We start from the raw sequence: 18,083 nt of genomic DNA on the forward strand, positions 1-18,083 counted from the left end.
TTCAATCATATTTATTTTGACAGTTCAAACACTTCATGCAGCGCATTCACGGCCGTCGCCATATTTTTCTCGTGCACGAGCACCCATATCGTCGTATGGCTGTCAGCAGACTGCAAGATCGGAATGCCTTTTTCTGATAAAGCGGTAACGATTTTTGAGGTAACGCCCGGAACGCCCATAATTCCCGCGCCAACTGCTGACACTTTCGCGCAGTTTCTCGTCACGGCCGGTTCATAGCCTAATTCTTTCAGGATGCCAGAGGCGCGGTCGGTCATGTTTCCAGCCACCGTGTAGACAATTTCACTTGGTGTAATATTGAAGAAGTCGACGCTGATGCCGGCATTCGCCATCGCTTTAAACACTTCAGTCTGTACGTTATATTGTCCTTCTTTTGCCGGGACTTTAAACTGTGTCACGTCTTTCACATGGGCGATGCCTGTGATAAGCCGCTCAAAAACGTCGCTTCCGGCTTTTGAGTTGTGATGGCTTGTGACGAGCGTACCCGTCTCGTTTGAATAGGTTGAACGCACGCGGATCGGCACTTTCGCCTGCATTGCGATTTCAACGGCTCTCGGGTGGATCACCTTGGCCCCCTGATAGGCTAAATTACAGATTTCCGTATAGGTAATCATAGGCAGCGGCTTCGCTTTTTCAACGATGCGCGGATCAGCGGTCATGACGCCTTCGACATCTGTATAAATATCGATAAATTCCGCGTCCAGCGCCGCGCCGAGCGCCGCGGCCGATGTATCGCTTCCGCCGCGGCCGATCGTTGTGATGTCCCCTTTTGCAGTCGCACCTTGGAATCCTGCGACGACAACCGCATCATGGTCGGCCAGCATGCTGACAAGCCGCTCCGGCTTCATTTCGAGAATCTTTGCATTCGTATGGTTGTTGTCCGTTAAAAAGCCCGCTTGCGCACCGGTTAAAGCAGCTGCTTTAATCCCGTTTTCCAAAAGCATGCTGGCGAACACAACAGAGGAAATCGTTTCTCCGCATGATAAAAGCATATCCTGCTCGCGCTCGGTAATAGTATCCTGTCCGCCGTAAAGCAGATCAAGCAATGAATCAGTCGCATACGGATCGCCTTTCCGGCCCATGGCCGATACGACGACAACCGCTTTGTATCCTTCATTGACCGCTTCCTGAATATGGCTTAAGGCAAGCTTTCTGCCGCGGTCATCTTTTACAGACGTTCCGCCGAATTTTTGAACGATGATTTTCACTTTATTTCACTCCAAGTTGATTTCGGACGTAACAGAAGAGAGCAGGCTTTCATTTTTGCCTCACTCTCTTCTCACATCCCGTTAGAAATCTTAAACTAAATTTAAAGCTTTTAGGCTTTCTGCGATTTGTACGGAATTCCATGCTGCGCCTTTCAGCAGGTTGTCGGAAACGATCCACAGATGGAAACCGTTCGGGCGGTCGAGGTCTTTTCTCACCCGGCCGACAAACACGTCTCTTTTCCCTACTGCATCTGCAGGCATCGGATAGACCTGTTCAGCCGGATCATCCTGCAGAACGACGCCTGGAGCTTCTTTTAACAGATTTTTAATATCTTCTGCTGTCACATCATCACGGTCTGTTTCGATGTAGACGGATTCTGAATGCCCTGTTGCAACCGGCAGTCTGACACATGTGGCTGAAACTTGAAGCTCAGGCATGTGCATGATTTTTTTCGTTTCATTTATCATTTTCATTTCCTCAAACGTAAAGCCGTTTTCCTGGAATTTATCGATTTGAGGAATAGCGTTAAATGCGATTTGGTAGTGTTTTTCATCACTCTTCACCGGCATGATCTCAGGCTCGAACGGTTTGTCGTTCAAAATGGCTTCGGTTTGCCCGTAGAGCTCTTTTACCGCTTCGTTTCCGGCTCCCGACACCGCCTGATAAGTCGACACGATGATTTTGTTTAAACCGAAAGCCTTGCGGATCGGTTCGAGCGCAACAACCATCTGGATTGTTGAACAGTTCGGATTTGCAATAATGCCGTTGTGCTTGTGCAAATCTGCCTCATTGACCTCAGGTACGACGAGCGGAGTGTTTTGGTCCATCCGGAACGCGCTCGTATTATCAATGACGATCGCCCCGCGTTTGACAGCCTCGTGAGCAAGCGCCTGCGAAACGCTTCCCCCCGCGCTGAAAAGCGCGATGTTGACGCCTTCAAAACTCTCTGGACGAGCTTCTTCTACAGTGTACTCTTCGCCTTTGAAAGTCTGCTTCGTACCTGCTGAACGTTTTGAGGATAATAAAGTCAGTTTATCCAGTTCAAAATTCCTGTCTTCTAGTGTTTTTAACATTTGCTGTCCTACAGCGCCTGTCGCACCAACTACTGCTACATGTAATCCTCTGCCCAATTGTAAAACTCCTTCCACCTTAATCGTCGTAAACGATTGGTTGACTATGCATTTTACATTTTATTTTAACATAGATGTGTGCCGTGGTGATTGATATTTTTTGTTACAACTTTATTTTCAAAAGATTTATTGATCATTGTGGACCAGGATAGGCTGCATTTGTTTATGGGAGAGCGCTTCTTCGACCGCCGGCACTAAAAGATCCATTTTGGCGACGAGCGAATTCGGCTTTTTATAAGGATCATCCTGGCCGAACGGAATAAAGTAAACGTTTTTTGCCGCCATCAGCCTCATCAAGTTGACGCCGTTCAAGCCGAGCGCGTCATTCGTTGAAATGCCGAGGACGACGGGACGGGAGTTTCTCATCGTCGCCTTAGCCGCCATGAGAACCGGACTGTCCGTCTGGGCGTTTGCGAGCTTGCTCATCGAATTTCCCGTCAGCGGCGCAACAACCATGCAGTCCAGCGGAGTTTTCGGTCCGAGAGGCTCCGCTTTCGGAATGGAATCAATGACTTTAAATCCAGTCAGTTCCTCTATTCTCCTAACCCATTCTTCCCCTTCTCCAAAGCGTGTGTCCGTCGACTTAACAGTATGCGTGACGACCGGTCTGACTTCAGCTCCTTTGTTGATCAGCGCTTCGATTTGCGGAAATACGGCATCATACGTGCAATGTGAACCCGTCAGACCAAATCCGATTCTTTTTCCTTTGATCGACATTTATGACAGCCCCTTTCGGTCAGTTGTTAATTCAGACAAAAGGTTGCACAAAACATTGGCAATGATCTGTCCCGCCGTTTTAGGCGCGACGATCCCGGGAAGTCCCGGAGCAAGCAGCGCTTTAATGCCTTGCTTTTCGGCAAAATCAAAATCGGTGCCTCCGGGACGGGTTGCTAAATCGAGAATTAATGTTCTGGGTGTCATTCGTGAGAGGACGTGTTTATCGAGAATCAGGCTTGGAATGGTATTGATGCAAATGTCGATATTTTCAACATGCTCTGCAAGTTCGTTTGTGTGGAAAGGAGTGAGGCCCATCTCCAAGATTCTGGCGAGGTGGGCGGAGTCGCGCGCTCCGACTTTTACGCGTGCGCCGAGCGCCGAGAACGTCCGGCTAATGCTCATTCCCGTCCGCCCGAGCCCGAGAACCATCACATTCGAGCCGTGAATCGTAAAGTCTGTATGCTGTATGGCCATCATAATGGCACCTTCGACTGTAGGTATCGAGTTGTAAATCGCAATATCGTCTCTTTCAAAGAGCTTGACAAGACGGCGGTTCGCCCCTTTGGCCATGCCGTCTAAATACTGATTTGAAATCCCTGAGTAAATCGCACAGTGAGGCGGGGTTTTTTCTAAATGTTCCTGTTTTAACACCACTTTTTCATTGGAAAAAACAGTCGCAACCGTCCCTTCCATCGATGTGCCCGATACAGGCAGAATAATGCTGTCTATTGCGCCAAAGTCAAGTTCGTTCAGCTTTAGTTTTGTAGCTCCGGTAAACCCGTGATCAAGCTGGTCAAAACCGATTAAAAAGACCTTTGCATCCTGTTCCGTCAGCTTGCGGATGATCTCGAGCTGCCTTGCATCGCCGCCGATGATTGCAATCGTCAATCCGGTTAACATGGCTCTAACATTCACCTTCTTTTTTGACAAGGATCTAATTCATAAGCTAATTTCATCATATGACAAAAAGGAAATAGCGGTGAATTGAAATCCAGAAAAACAAAAAGCCCGCCTCAAGGGACGGGCGGGTCCTTCCAGCCTTGCTTATTCTTCTTTTGTCACGCTGCTTTCCGGCACATCCAAAATGATCATATCCGATCCGATTTTTTGAATCTGCGACCAGGGCACCTTGATGTCATTCCCCTGTTTTCTGCCAAGTCCGAACCATTTAACAGAAGGGATGATAAGAGCGGTAATCTGTCCGTCCTGCTCATTGATCTCAAGATCCGTCTGCCCCAGTACGCCGAGCCGTTCGGCCCGCTTAACATCGACGATTTCTTTTCCCGAAAGTTCACTCAGCCTCATGAAAAAACCCCCTTTTGTTATGATGTATGAACCGATAACAAAAAACATGCCTGCCTAAAAAGACAAGCATGTTTTAACGAGGCATTATTTCGGCAGCTCACCCGAAGGGCTGATCAATGCAGACGAGTAATCATCGGTGAAAATCCGGTTGGCAAGATTGTTCACACGCTCGAGGCTGACGGCATTCAACTTTTCGATGATTTCATCAAGCGTCCGGTGTTTGCCGAGCAAAAGCTCATTTTTGCCGTTGCGGCTCATTTTGCTGTTTGTGCTTTCGAGACTGAGCATCAGGCTGCCTTTCATTTGCTCTTTGCTGTTTTCAAGCTCTTTCGGTGTGATTCCGTCGCTTTTCAGCACGCGCAGTGTTTCATGAATCGTTTCTGACAGAAGCTGAAGCTGATTTGCGCCGGTTCCGGCGTAGATCGTCATCATGCCGCTGTCTTCATAGGAAGTGTGGTAGCTGAACACGGAATATGCAAGACCTTTATCTTCCCGGACATCCTGAAAGAGGCGGCTGCTCATGCTCCCTCCCAAAATATTATTGAGAACGATCAAATCGTAGATTTCCGGGTGGCCTGCTTCCAGCCCGTTGAAGCCGAGGCAGAGATGAGCCTGTTCGGTTTCTTTTTTGCGCGTCATTTTCTCATGGTGAAAATCCGGTTTTGTCATGCCGGTTCTTTTGCCTTTGGCTTCATATGAGCCGAAATGCTTTTCAGCTTCTTTTATAAAAGCTTCCGGCACATTTCCGGCTATCGAAATGACGACACGGTCAGGCGTGTAATATTCGTCCATATATTTTCTGAGCGAATCTCCGTCAAATTCAGCAAGCGTTTCCTCTGTGCCAAGGATCGGATAACCGAGGGAATGGCTGCCGAATGACGCTTTGCTCAAGAGATCGTGGACGATGTCGTCAGGCGTGTCCTCATACATTTTAATCTCTTCATAGACGACGTTTTTTTCTTTTTTCAATTCTTCCTCGTCAAATGATGAATGAAAGAACATGTCAGAAAGCACTTCCAGAGCATAGCTTGCATGCTCATCGAGAACTTTGGCGTAATAGCACGTATATTCCTTTGAGGTAAACGCGTTGACCTGTCCGCCGATTCTGTCGAAAGACTCTGCGATGTCCCTTGCAGTGCGCGTTTTAGTCCCTTTGAAAAACATGTGCTCAAGAAAGTGCGAAATACCGTTAATTTCAGGTGTTTCATGTCTTGATCCGGTTCCAATCCAAACTCCGATGGCCACAGACCGGACAGTGGGATTGTTTTCGAATACGATTCTTACCCCATTTTGACAAGTATACCGTTTAATCAAATTTGTTCCTCCTATTCAAAGAACGGGCCGCACATCCTATTCTTCAACAAGCCTTTTTTCATTCATCAGCTGTGAGACAGTTCCGATTTGATAGCCTTTTTCATGAAGGTTCTGTATCAAAACGGCAAGACTTTTTGCAGTTGGATCTGTCGGATGCATTAATATCATGGCGCCGTTATGTACTTTGCTTAATACCCGTTGCTGTAAGACGGCCGGCTGCGGTTTCTGCCAATCGATCGTATCAACTGTCCACATGATCGTTCCCATCCCCATCTTGTGAGCCTGATCCACAACCTCTTTGCGGAAGCTGCCGCTCGGCGGGGCGAACCATTTCGGCTTGACGCCGAGCGTTTCCTCTATTTGTTCATTTGTCATCCGCAGCTGTTCTGAAATACGTTCTCTCGTCAGTTTGCTCATATCCGGATGATTGTATGAATGGTTTCCGATTTCATGCCCGCCGTTTTGGATGGCTTTTGCGAGCTCGGGATGATGTTTCACCCATCTGCCCTCCAAAAAAAAGGTGGCTTTGACACGATGCTTTTCTAAAACGGGAAGCATCTCTTGCAAATATTCATTGCCCCAAGCGACATTGATAATAAACGAGACCATCGGTTTATCCGGGTGTCCGCGGTAGATCGGCTCAGGCTTTAAGGATTCTAAATGAACGTCAGGTTTCACTTGATCATAAACGAGCAGCTTCTCATCAAATGCTCCGGCCCGTTTCATTTTTTTGTACGATTTTTCGATGTTTACTTTTAAGCCGTTGTAGCCGGGCATCGCTTTCCATATTTGATCAATTTTCGCATTCTGGGCCTTTACTTCATATTCAGGCGCTTTTTGCAAAAGCTCCTGGTACAATTCGTCCTTCTGAGCGGCAACCGTGACCGCATCTTTTTTCATCGCATCTATGTAATGTTGTGAATACGGACGGTTCATCATCTGATAGGACATCAGCAAAAGAAAGAAAAAAACGGAAACACGAACAATCGTTCTTTTCAATTGTATTCCTCCCTTCCCCACAAAATATGTGAGAAAAGGACAAGATAGAACCGGACCGTTTTCACGGCTTAAAACAAAGAAGCCGGGTTACCCAGGCTTCCTTTTGCTTTGAAGACGAAGACAGAAGCAAGATAAAACACCGTTTTTTTACGATTTTTGTTCTTCTTTTTCCTTCTGTTCACGCAGTACAGCTTTTCTTGATAAGTTGACGCGTCCTTGTTTATCGATTTCGGTAACCTTAACAAGGAGCTCGTCGCCGATTTTGACGACATCTTCGACTTTTCCTACCCGTTCGAGCGCAAGCTCTGAAATATGGACCAAACCGTCTTTTCCGCTGAACAGTTCAACGAAAGCTCCGAATTTTTCAATCCGCTTTACTTTACCTAAGTAAAGCTGTCCGACCTCAACTTCTCTGACAAGGTCTTCGATGATTTTCTTCGCTTTTTGGTTCATGCTTTCATCGGTGGAAGAGATGAAGATTGTGCCGTCTTGTTCAATATCGATTTTAACACCTGTATCTTCAATGATCTTATTGATTTGTTTTCCGCTTGGTCCGATGACGTCGCGGATTTTATCCGGATTGATCGACATCGTCAAGATTTTCGGCGCATAAGGAGAAAGCTCTTTTCTTGATTCAGCCAATGTGCTCAGCATGCTTTCAAGAATTTCCATTCTGCCTTTTTTCGCCTGCTGAAGAGCCTCTTCCAAAATCTCTCTTGATAGGCCTTCAATCTTAATATCCATTTGCAGAGCTGTGACGCCTTTGGACGTTCCCGCTACTTTAAAGTCCATATCTCCGAGATGGTCTTCCATACCTTGAATATCGGTTAAGACCGTGTAGTTGTCACCTGATTTGACAAGACCCATCGCGATTCCGGCAACCGGTGCTTTAATCGGCACCCCTGCATCCATCATCGCAAGCGTGCTTGCACAAATACTCGCCTGGGAAGTTGAACCGTTTGATTCAAGCACTTCAGAGACGAGGCGGATGGTGTACGGGAAGTCTTTTTCAGACGGAACAATCGGTTCAAGCGCACGTTCCCCGAGGGCTCCGTGCCCGATTTCGCGGCGTCCCGGTCCGCGCATCGGCCCTGTTTCCCCGACGCTGAATTGTGGGAAGTTGTAATGGTGCATAAAGCGTTTTGATTCCTCGACACCGAGACCGTCCAAAATTTGCACATCGCCAAGCGCACCGAGCGTACAAATGCTGAGCGCCTGCGTCTGACCCCGTGTGAAAAGGCCTGAACCGTGTGTTCTCGGAAGGAGTCCGACTTCTGAAGAAAGCGGGCGGATCTCATCGACAGCCCGGCCGTCAGGACGAACTTTTTCCTCCGTGATCAGACGGCGCACTTCATTTTTAACAAGCTGCGACAAGATGTCTTTCACTTGTTTCAGCGTGTCTTCATCGTGTTCCTCTTCTTCAAACTTGGCCAAAACCTCGTTTTTCACTTCGCTGATCGCGTCTTCGCGCGCGTGCTTTTCATGAACCTGGATCGCTTTTAAGAGGTTTGATTCGGCCATTCCCCGCACTTTTTCTTTCAGATCGGAATCGATCTCATACAGGGTGATTTCTGATTTTTCTTTCCCGACAGCGGCGACGATTTCCTCCTGGAACGCAATAAGCCGCTTGATCTCCTCGTGACCGAACATGATCGCTTCAAGCATGATCTCTTCCGGAACTTCGTCTGCTCCTGCTTCAACCATGTTGATCGCATCCTTCGTTCCCGCTACGACGAGGTGAATGTCGCTTTTTTCAAGCTGTTCAAGTGTCGGATTGATAATGAATTCGTTGTCAACCCGCCCTACCGTCACTCCGGCGATCGGCCCTTCAAACGGGATGTCCGATACGGACAGCGCAAGAGACGATCCGAACATTGCCGCCATTTCCGACGAACAATCCTGGTCAACACTCATGACGATGCTGACGACTTGAACTTCATTCCGGAAGCCGTCTGCGAACAGCGGACGGATCGGCCGGTCGATTAACCGGCTGGCGAGAATCGCTTTTTCGCTCGGTCTGCCCTCTCTTTTAATAAACCCGCCCGGAATCTTTCCGACGGCGTAAAGTCTTTCTTCATAATTCACGGTTAACGGGAAAAAGTCTACGGTTTTAGGTTCTTTTGAAGCCGTTGCGGTGCTGAGCACGGCGGTGTCTCCATAACGCACCATGACAGCTCCGTTTGCTTGTTTTGCAAGCTGGCCGGTTTCTACCGTCAGCTTGCGGCCGGCCCAATCTATGGAAAAGACATGTTTCTCTTGTCCCATTCTTATATGAACTCCTCTCTTCGGATAGTTTTTAGGTTACTCCTATTATGAACGAAATGAATTGAACATATCAATGGCAAAGTGCTATGTAAAGAATGAATCGGTGTCATTTAAAATCATTTATATGAACAACGCGTTTTGGAGTTGCCGGATATTCGTTCTTATACGATAAAAAAGCGGGAATCCTCCCGCTTTTCACGATTATCGACGTAATCCTAGTTTGTTGATCAACTCACGGTAACGAGTTACGTCTTTGTTACGAAGATACGTAAGAAGATTACGACGTTTACCTACCATTTTAAGAAGACCGCGACGTGAGTGATGGTCTTTCTTGTGAGTGCGTAAATGCTCGTTCAAGTTGTTGATTTGATCTGTTAGGATAGCGATCTGAACTTCCGGTGATCCCGTGTCAGATTCGTGGGTTTTGAACTCATTGATGAGTTGTGTTTTACGCTCTTGAGTAATTGCCATCCTGTTTCACCTCCATATAATATTAGCCCCGATTACCTAGCAAACGCCGGTGATTCGATTTGCCAAGTGAACGGTTTTAAAGCTACAGACAATATGATACTAGAAATGCGGGCCTAATGCAACCATTTATGATGAAGTTTAGCTATTATCACCATTGTTGACGCGTATTGCCGTTTCCATACATCTAGATTCCGGCCGGCTTCCGCTCTCTGAAGAAGCGGATCGCTTCTTCTTTGTCTCTGGAAATCTGTTCGACAAGCTCGTCAACGCTGCCGAATTTTTTTTCGCTCCTCAGCCGCTTATACCATTCAACCTTAATTTCGGACCCGTATATGTCACGGTCAAAATCGAATAAGTTGACTTCGATTGAAGGCTGCCCCGGCCGTTTTTCATAAAACGTCGGCTTGTATCCGACATTGCAGACGCCGTTGTAGACAGCGCCGCCGATTTCGGCTTTAACGGCATACACACCTGTCGGCGGGACGATGTATGTGTCTTTAAGGCCGATATTGGCGGTCGGAAATCCGATCGTTCGGCCCCTTTTATCGCCGTGGATCACAAAGCCTTTCACATGGTACGGCCTGCCGAGCAGTTCAGCGGCGTATTCGACGTCTCCGGCTCCCAGGACGGTGCGGATTCTCGTGGAGCTCACCTTTTGGTCCTGATTGGAATATTTTGCGACAGACGTGCTTTTGACACTGCCTTTCGCATACTCCTGGAAGTTTTCCATTGTGCCTTTGCCGAATTTCCCGAAGGTAAAGTCAAATCCGGCGACAACATGAGTAACGTGAAAGCCGAGTATATATTGATCGATAAATTCTTCAGGCGATAGAGAAGCGAATTCAGGGGTAAATGTGACAACGTATAAAAAATCGACCCCTAAATCTTCAATGATGCTGATTTTGTCCTGCAAAGGCGTGATTAAATCTTTTGGCTCCCGGCCTTTTTTGAGCACGGCAGAAGGGTGGGGGTGAAAGGTCATCACCGACGTTTTGACCCCTTCCCTTGCCGCGGTGTTTTTTGCAGTAAGAATCACTTGCTGATGTCCCAGGTGAACACCGTCAAAATAGCCTAATGCCATAACTGATGTCGGAAAATCCTCACGCTTCAAGTCGTGTGGGTGGGAAATATGTATCGTCTTCAAGAACGGTCACCTTTTCTATTGTTCGCTTTTTTGCACGAGTACTTTTGCCGGCTTCAACAGGCCGGTCTTGGTCGGATGCGGATAATAGACGGCTGTGCACCGGCCTGCTTCCGTAAAGACCGCAATTCGGTCTTCGCTCGTCAAATGAGAAAAGCTGCCGGGCGTTTCAAGCACCGCTCCATTTTCCACTTTCTTAGCTAATGTATCACTAATTATCCATTTCGGCAAATGATCAAGCGCACGTTCGATGGGGACGAACTTTTCGGACAATGTTCCGTCAGCAATCAAGCCTTCGACGTCTTCGAAGGTCAAGCATTCATCAAGGGTAAAAGGGCCTGATGCGGTCCTGACCAGGTGGGACATATGCGCGGGATATCCGAGCTTCTCCCCGATTGTTACCGCCAAGGTCCTGACATATGTGCCTTTTGAACATGTCACAACAAACCGAAAGCGGGCTTTATCCTGCTCGTGGCGAATCTCGGATGCCAGTTCGATATGATGGATGGTGATGGCCCGCTTCGGCCGTTCAACCTCGATTCCGGCCCGCGCGTATTCATACAGCTTTTTGCCGGCTACCTTGACAGCGGAATACATCGGCGGGACTTGCTCAATCGTTCCTTCAAGAGATCTCAGTACGCTCTGCACGGTCTGTTCATCAGGCGGCGCTAAGACGGGTTTCGTTTCCGTGACTTCTCCCGTCTGGTCTTCTGTCTCCGTGGAACAGCCAAGCGTGACCTCTGCATCATATGTTTTGGACTTTTCGGTCAAATACTCGACGATTTTGGTTGCTCTCCCGACGCAGATCGGGAGGACGCCCGACACCTCGGGATCCAATGTGCCGGTATGGCCGACCTTTTTTGTTTTCAACAGTTTGCGGATCTTCATGACGCAGTCGTGTGAAGTCATGCCGACCGGTTTATGTAACAGAAGGACTCCGTTATACATTCGTGTTTCTTCGCCCCTTTCTCATTTGGAGCTAAAAAGGACAGGCAGTCGCCCGCCTATCCTTTTTCAGCTTATGATTCTTCTTTGTTTGCGTTCAGCTCGTGAATCAATGTTTCGATACGGTTTCCGTAATCGATCGATTCATCGAACTCAAAATGGATTTCAGGTGTTTTGCGAAGCCTGATTCGGTTTCCAAGTTCGGAACGAATAAAGCCCTTTGCTTTTGCCAGGCCTTTGAGCGTTTCTTCCCGTTTCTTTTCATCGCCTAAAACGGAAATATACACTTTGGCAATTTGCAGATCACCTGAGACCCTGACATCAGTGACTGTTAAAAATCCGATCCGCGGATCTTTCAGCTTTCTACCGATAATGTCACCAAGTTCTTTTTTCATCTGCTCACCCACACGGGTAGCTCTCATCGTCATGACCATACCACCTCTACGTTAAAACCACTCTGTTCTCGTGATCGTCCGTTCAATTTCCGGAAAAGAGTCGATAAAGCTTAGAACCCGTTGCAGCTCTTTTTCCGTTTGCACGCGAGAGGAAGAAACGGCGGCGATACCAAAGCTTGTGCGCTGCCAAGTGTCCTGGTAGTCAATTTCTGAAACAGAAACGTTGAACTTTGCGCGGATTCTTGTGATCACCCGCTTCAGCACCGCCCGTTTTTCCTTGAGTGATGATGCATCGTAAATGATGCATTCGCATTCAACGAAACCGATCACTTTCTTTTCAATTTCTTGCATAACATACGCTTCGATCATATCGCCTTCGCGTATGTCGTTGTATTTCTTAATGGTGATACCACATTCATATCCTTGTGAAACTTCTTTTACATCATCTTTAAAGCGTTTCAGCACATCGACTTCACCTTCATAGATGACGACGCCGTCGCGGATCAAGCGGATTCCGCTGTCACGCGTGATCGTACCTTCCGTTACATAGCCTCCGGCAATCGTTCCGATTTTAGAGACTTTGAATGTTTGACGGACTTCAACCATGCCGATCACTTTTTCTTCATACTCAGGATCAAGCATGCCTTTCATGGCTGCTTCGATCTCATCGATGACTTTATAAATGATGCGGTGAAGGCGGATATCCACATTTTCGGCTTCGGCGGTACTCTTAGCATTTCCGTCAGGTCTGACATTAAACCCGATCACGATTGCATTTGATGCAGAAGCTAAAATAATGTCTGATTCAGTAATCGCACCTACGCCTGTGTGGATGATTTTGACTCTGACGCCTTCGACTTCTATTTTTTGCAGTGCTGCAACGAGAGCTTCAGCAGAGCCTTGCACATCGGCTTTGACAACGAGATTAATGTCTTTGACATCGCCTTGTTTAATCTGTTCAAACAAGTCATCAAGGCTGAGCTTCGCTTTATCGCTGCGCTGTTCTTCAAGCTGTTTGGTAGCGCGCGCTTCTCCGACTGAACGGGCTGTTTTTTCGTCTTTGAACACAAGGAACTGATCCCCTGCGTTCGGAACTTCGTTCAACCCGGTGATTTCAACAGGTGTTGACGGCCCCGCCGATTTAACGCGTCTGCCGATATCATTGACCATCGCGCGAACGCGTCCGAATGTGTTCCCGACAACGATCGGATCTCCGACGTGAAGCGTTCCGTTTTGAACGAGCAGTGTTGCGACAGAACCTTTTCCTTTATCAAGCTCGGCTTCGATGACCGTTCCTTTTGCTCTGCGGTTCGGATTCGCTTTGAGCTCCTCGACCTCGCTGACGAGCAGGATCATTTCGATCAGCTCATCGATTCCCTCTCCTGACAGTGCTGAAAGAGGAACGAAAATCGTCTCGCCTCCCCATGCTTCCGGAACAAGACCGTGCTCTGTCAGCTCCTGCATCACCCGGTCAGGGTTTGCCGTCGGTTTGTCGATTTTGTTGACAGCGACGATGATCGGCACTTCAGCCGCTTTCGCATGGTTGATCGCTTCGACCGTCTGCGGCATGACCCCGTCATCTGCAGCTACGACGAGAATCGTAATATCCGTAACTTCCGCACCGCGTGCGCGCATCGTTGTGAATGCGGCGTGGCCCGGAGTGTCAAGGAAGGTGATCTTTTTGCCGTTTTCCTCGATCTGATAAGCGCCAATGTGCTGTGTGATGCCTCCGGCTTCGCCTTCGACGACCTTCGTTTTTCTGATGCTGTCGAGAAGCGTTGTTTTTCCGTGGTCGACGTGGCCCATGATTGTAACGACAGGAGGACGGATTTCAAGGTCTTCTTCTTGATCCGGCTCTTCGTATTTTTCGAACTCGGTTTCTTCAAGGACGATCACTTCTTCGACGTCGACGCCGTATTCTGAAGCGATCAGCTCAACGGTATCTTTGTCAAGATCTTGGTTGATCGTTGCCATAGTGCCGAGAAGCATTAATTTTTTAATGATTTCTGACGGTTCTTTTCCGAGCTCTTCGGCAAGCTGCCCGACCGACATTGAGTTGGTAAATTCGATTTTTTCAGGCAGTTCTTTTTTCGGCTTGAACTGCTTCTCCTGCGGAGATTGATGATTTTTACCGCGCTTGTTCTTTTTGTTATTGTTGTTGTTGTTTTTCTTCTTGTTTTTATTGTTAAATTGAGTATTCTGCACGTTATTCTTCTTTCCGTCTCGATTTTTATTTGGCTTACTTCCGGCATTCTGTTTTGCGGCTTCTTGCTGCGGCTTTTGTCCGCCTGTACCGGCATCCTTTTTATTTCCCGCAGGTTTAGCGCCCTTCTTGAATTTTTGATCGAGCTGTTTGATCGCATTTTCTTCGATCATCGCCATATGGTTATTGACTTCGATATTCATATCTTTCAATGCCGCGATAATATCCTTACTTGAAACATTTATGGCTTTTGCATATTCATAAACTCTCATTTTAGCCATTCGTTCACCCCCCAAAAAATTAATCGAGCTTTCGGAGCAACGTATTCGCAAAACCTTGATCAGTGACAGCAACAACCACACGGGATTCTTTGCCGATTGAACGGCCCAAAAGCATACGATCTCCGACTTTTTTCACCGGTACATCGTAGTGCCTGCATTTGTCGGTTACTTTTTTCTCCGTGTTAGCCGATGCGTCGTCTGCAAGCAAAACAAGCTTTGCGCGCGAATGCCTGATTTCTTTCACAACCAGGTCTTCTCCGGACACGACCTTTCGAGCTCGATTCGCCAGACCCAGCAAGGAAAACCATTCTGATTCCGACATTTATCTGTTCTCCTTTTCCGCCAGTTCCAGCAGTTCATCAAAAATCTGATCATCAATCTGTGCTTGAAGCTGATTTGCTAAGCTGTTTTTCTTTTTTGCAGTTAAAATGACGTCTTTATCAAGTGTAAGGTAGGCTCCCCGGCCGTTTTTCTTGCCGGTCGGGTCTACGGAAACTTCCCCTTCTTTCGAACGGACGACGCGGATGAGCTCCTTTTTAGGCTTCATTTCCCCTGTTACGACGCATTTTCTAAGCGGGATCTTCTTTCGGCTTTTCACCAAAGGTCACCTCTTATTCATCCGATTCTGGAGTTTCGCTTTCAAAGAAAAGCTCTTCCGGCTCCTCTTCTTCAAGCTCCCTTGGATAAATTCCAAGCTCTCTTGCATCTGTTTCGCTTTTAATATCGATCTTCCAGCTTGTCAGCTTGGCTGCCAGGCGGGCGTTTTGACCTCTTTTTCCGATGGCGAGCGACAGCTGGTAGTCGGGAACGACAACCGTTGTCGCCTTATCCTCTTCATTGACGATGACGTCGAGCACTTTTGAAGGGCTCAGCGCATTGGCGACGAATTCAACCGGATCGTTTGACCAGTGAACAATGTCAATTTTCTCGCCTTTCAATTCATTAACGATCGCCTGAACGCGCTGACCCTTCGGTCCGACGCAGGCACCGACGGGATCGATGTCGGGATTATCCGTGCGGACGGAAATCTTCGAGCGGTCTCCCGCTTCTCTCGCCACGGATTTGAGCTCGACCGTTCCATCGTAAATTTCCGGGACTTCGATTTCAAAGAGCCGTTTTAATAAACCTGGATGAGTTCTTGAAACGTAAATCTGCGGACCCTTCGTCGTTTTTTCGACTTTTGTAATGAACACTTTGATCCGGTCATGAGGCTTGTAGACTTCATTCGGCATCTGTTCTGAAACCGGCAGAAGGGCCTCGATTTTTCCTAAAGAGACATAGATGAACTTATTGTCGATCCGCTGAACGATGCCTGTCATGATATCTTCTTCGCGATCGATGAATTCGGAATAGATGACGCCGCGCTCCGCTTCGCGGACGCGCTGAGTCACGACCTGCTTTGCCGTCTGGGCAGCGATGCGGCCGAAATCCTTCGGTGTCACTTCGATTTCCACGACATCTCCGACAATGTAGTTCGGATTGATGTTTACGGCATCTTCAATCGAGATTTCAAGGCGCGGATCATACACTTCATCCACGACATCTTTGCGGGCGAAAACGCGGATTGAACCGGTGTCGCGATTTAAATCTACCCTGACGTTCTGCGCCTGGTTGAAGTTCCGCTTATAAGCGGAAATGAGCGCAGCTTCAATTGCTTCAATAATAATGTCCTTACTGATTCCCTTTTCTTTTTCAAGAACCGTCAGGGCATCTAACAACTCACTACTCATGTTTATGGTTTCCCCCTTAAACAGTCAAAAATTAATTGAACGAAACAGCCAGCCTTGCTTTGGCTACTTTATCATATGGAATATTGATCGTTTTCCGGCGCGTTTTGATCATCACCGCGACTTCCACGTTTTCACCGTCAAATGCGGAAAGCTCGCCTTCAAACTCTTTATTGCCTTCAATAGGTTCGTACGTTTTAATATATACGTTTTTTCCGAGCGCTTTCATGAAATCGGCTTCTTTCTTTAAAGGCCTCTCAGCTCCAGGTGACGATACTTCAAGAAAATAGTTTTGCTTGATCGGATCAGCCTCGTCGAGCTTTTCACTAAGAGCTTCGCTAACCTTGGCACATTCCTCGATGTCCACGCCGTCATCTGAATCAATAAACACGCGAAGAAACCAGCTCGGACCTTCCTTGACAAATTCGATGTCAACGAGCTCAAGCTGAAGATTGTCTAGTATAGGCTGGACCATTTCGCTGACGGTATCGATCACTTTGTTACTCATACTTTTCCTCCTTGTGCAGGCTCCCATTCATCAGCTCCCTCGTAAAAACCCTGCTTCAAAAGCAGGGGATTTTAGAAAAAACGATGAACATGTCGAGACAAAATTGCCTGTTCAATACAAAAGAGCGGGTTTCCCCACTCTTCGCCTCGGCTATCGTTAGCATTTCCAATAAAACTATACCATAACCATATTTTTATTGCAAATCATGACAGCGTTTAGTCTGACGCATTTCGGAAGGGGATGATTTTTCATTCATCCGCTTCGCATGTTCTGAAATGACAGAAGCGGCAGAGCTCGGATAAACGATCCGAAAACCGTCATAGTCCGGATAAAGGGTCCCGTCATCCTGAATACCGGTCAAAATCCAAAATTGGCTGCCCGCCCCGCCCTGCTTTTCTATGAGTTCAAGCCATGTTCTGTAGACGTCGTCCCTTCTGGACTTATCCTGATAGCCGTACTCTTCTAAAACGACCGGCTTGCCGATTTCTTTTCCATCGCAAATATGGTCTGTGATCCACTGATTCCCCCACTCGGCCGTTTTGCCCCAATGATCCGGATAGAGGTGATATGTGCCGTAATCAATATGCTTCAGAGCGGTCAGCCTTTTCCAATCCACACCCTCTCCGCCGTTGTAATGCCAATCAGGGTGCCCTTCTATATGATAAAATCCTTCATCTCCAACCGCTACAAGATGGTTCTGATCAATGGATTTAATAAATCCGCTCATCTCATCCGCCCATTCGACAAGTGTATTTCCGGTCCTGTCAGACTGGACCCTTGGTTCATTGGCAAGCTCCCACGCCATAATCGCGGGATCATCTTTATATTTGACGCCATTATATGTGTTGACTCGGTTCAGCATATAGGATACATAATTTTTATACGCCTCTTTAATGTCCGGATGAGTATAAAAGGCGTCATGTCCATCCGCCTGAAACCACCTGACATATTGATTCATTCCGCCGAAATCATCCCAGTTGTTCACAAAAGGGATGACTAGTTTTATCCCTGTCTGCCCCGCTTTATAAATGGCATAGTCAAGCTTTGAAAATCCTGATTCATCATATATGCCCGGCCTTGGCTGCATGACGGTATTTTCCTGCGGCTGGCCGTCAAGAAAACCCCAGATGCGGATCACTTTCAAATTCATCGCTTTCATATCTTCGAACACATCATCGACCATTTTTTTAGATTTATAATGGAAATAATAGTTATTCGCCCCGGCAAAATAAAAGTCTTTTCCATTTAAAGTGAACGATGTTCCGGATGTCTCAACAAAAGGAGATGCGGCTAGTGCCGGCCGGGGATTGCCAAACTGAATGGCGGAAAGCGCAAGCAAAAACGGCATCAGCAGTGTCAAAAAAACCTTTCTCGTCATCATTATGTTTTCCCTGCTTTCATAGAGAGGATCCATGGACGGCGCCATTCAGAGATTAGAAGGCCGTTCAAGGCGTG

At 47.4% G+C, this 18,083-nt stretch carries 18 protein-coding genes; all 18 read right to left on the minus strand.

From position 1 onward, the window contains the following. Positions 1-11: 11 nt before the first annotated feature. Positions 12-1,226, minus strand: a complete 1,215-nt coding sequence (gene dapG / locus ACVC9U_RS10035) for an aspartate kinase (protein WP_075752779.1) — start codon at positions 1,224-1,226, stop codon at positions 12-14. A gap of 90 nt (positions 1,227-1,316) precedes the next feature. Continuing rightward, positions 1,317-2,357 (minus strand): aspartate-semialdehyde dehydrogenase, encoded by a 1,041-nt coding sequence (gene asd, locus ACVC9U_RS10040; RefSeq protein WP_025811420.1) that lies wholly within the window; start codon positions 2,355-2,357, stop codon positions 1,317-1,319. A gap of 126 nt (positions 2,358-2,483) precedes the next feature. After that, positions 2,484-3,074: a dipicolinate synthase subunit B gene (gene dpaB / locus ACVC9U_RS10045; protein ID WP_043926412.1), complete on the minus strand. Its 591-nt coding sequence runs from the start codon at positions 3,072-3,074 to the stop codon at positions 2,484-2,486. After that, on the minus strand, positions 3,075-3,974 hold the full coding sequence (gene dpaA / locus ACVC9U_RS10050) for a dipicolinic acid synthetase subunit A (protein ID WP_075752781.1): 900 nt from the start codon (positions 3,972-3,974) through the stop codon (positions 3,075-3,077). A gap of 144 nt (positions 3,975-4,118) precedes the next feature. Further along, complete coding sequence (locus ACVC9U_RS10055) at positions 4,119-4,379, minus strand: YlmC/YmxH family sporulation protein (RefSeq protein WP_003181887.1); 261 nt, start codon at positions 4,377-4,379, stop codon at positions 4,119-4,121. Positions 4,380-4,463: 84 nt separating this feature from the next. Next, on the minus strand, positions 4,464-5,693 hold the full coding sequence (locus tag ACVC9U_RS10060; RefSeq protein ID WP_025811414.1) for a M16 family metallopeptidase: 1,230 nt from the start codon (positions 5,691-5,693) through the stop codon (positions 4,464-4,466). A 36-nt stretch (positions 5,694-5,729) separates the two neighbouring features. Next, positions 5,730-6,692, minus strand: coding sequence for a polysaccharide deacetylase family protein (locus ACVC9U_RS10065; RefSeq protein WP_075752783.1), 963 nt, complete (start codon positions 6,690-6,692; stop codon positions 5,730-5,732). A gap of 147 nt (positions 6,693-6,839) precedes the next feature. Beyond that, positions 6,840-8,957, minus strand: a complete 2,118-nt coding sequence (pnp, locus tag ACVC9U_RS10070; RefSeq protein ID WP_020451436.1) for a polyribonucleotide nucleotidyltransferase — start codon at positions 8,955-8,957, stop codon at positions 6,840-6,842. 201 nt (positions 8,958-9,158) lie between these two features. Beyond that, positions 9,159-9,428, minus strand: a complete 270-nt coding sequence (rpsO, locus tag ACVC9U_RS10075) for a 30S ribosomal protein S15 (RefSeq protein WP_003181879.1) — start codon at positions 9,426-9,428, stop codon at positions 9,159-9,161. A 184-nt stretch (positions 9,429-9,612) separates the two neighbouring features. Then, on the minus strand, positions 9,613-10,572 hold the full coding sequence (gene ribF / locus ACVC9U_RS10080; protein WP_075752785.1) for a bifunctional riboflavin kinase/FAD synthetase: 960 nt from the start codon (positions 10,570-10,572) through the stop codon (positions 9,613-9,615). Positions 10,573-10,587: 15 nt separating this feature from the next. After that, positions 10,588-11,517, minus strand: a complete 930-nt coding sequence (truB, locus tag ACVC9U_RS10085; protein ID WP_075752787.1) for a tRNA pseudouridine(55) synthase TruB — start codon at positions 11,515-11,517, stop codon at positions 10,588-10,590. A gap of 71 nt (positions 11,518-11,588) precedes the next feature. Beyond that, the gene (gene rbfA, locus ACVC9U_RS10090) at positions 11,589-11,942 is read right to left on the minus strand and encodes a 30S ribosome-binding factor RbfA (protein WP_003181873.1); all 354 of its coding nucleotides are present in this window, start codon (positions 11,940-11,942) and stop codon (positions 11,589-11,591) included. An 18-nt stretch (positions 11,943-11,960) separates the two neighbouring features. Continuing rightward, complete coding sequence (infB, locus tag ACVC9U_RS10095; RefSeq protein WP_441390745.1) at positions 11,961-14,393, minus strand: translation initiation factor IF-2; 2,433 nt, start codon at positions 14,391-14,393, stop codon at positions 11,961-11,963. Positions 14,394-14,412: 19 nt separating this feature from the next. After that, positions 14,413-14,715 carry a YlxQ family RNA-binding protein gene (locus tag ACVC9U_RS10100; RefSeq protein WP_020451431.1) on the minus strand — a complete coding sequence of 101 codons (303 nt, stop codon included), beginning with the start codon at positions 14,713-14,715 and terminating at the stop codon, positions 14,413-14,415. Then, entirely contained in the window at positions 14,716-14,991 is a 276-nt protein-coding gene (rnpM, locus tag ACVC9U_RS10105) for an RNase P modulator RnpM (protein ID WP_029327011.1), read from the minus strand. A gap of 13 nt (positions 14,992-15,004) precedes the next feature. Next, a complete protein-coding gene (nusA, locus tag ACVC9U_RS10110; RefSeq protein WP_020451429.1) occupies positions 15,005-16,123 on the minus strand; it encodes a transcription termination factor NusA in 1,119 nt (372 codons plus the stop codon). 31 nt (positions 16,124-16,154) lie between these two features. Then, on the minus strand, positions 16,155-16,628 hold the full coding sequence (gene rimP, locus ACVC9U_RS10115; protein WP_023857195.1) for a ribosome maturation factor RimP: 474 nt from the start codon (positions 16,626-16,628) through the stop codon (positions 16,155-16,157). Positions 16,629-16,821: 193 nt separating this feature from the next. Then, complete coding sequence (locus ACVC9U_RS10120) at positions 16,822-18,009, minus strand: glycoside hydrolase 5 family protein (protein WP_075752791.1); 1,188 nt, start codon at positions 18,007-18,009, stop codon at positions 16,822-16,824. Positions 18,010-18,083: the final 74 nt, after the last annotated feature.

The sequence above is a fragment of the Bacillus sp. GM2 genome (genome assembly GCF_056155945.1).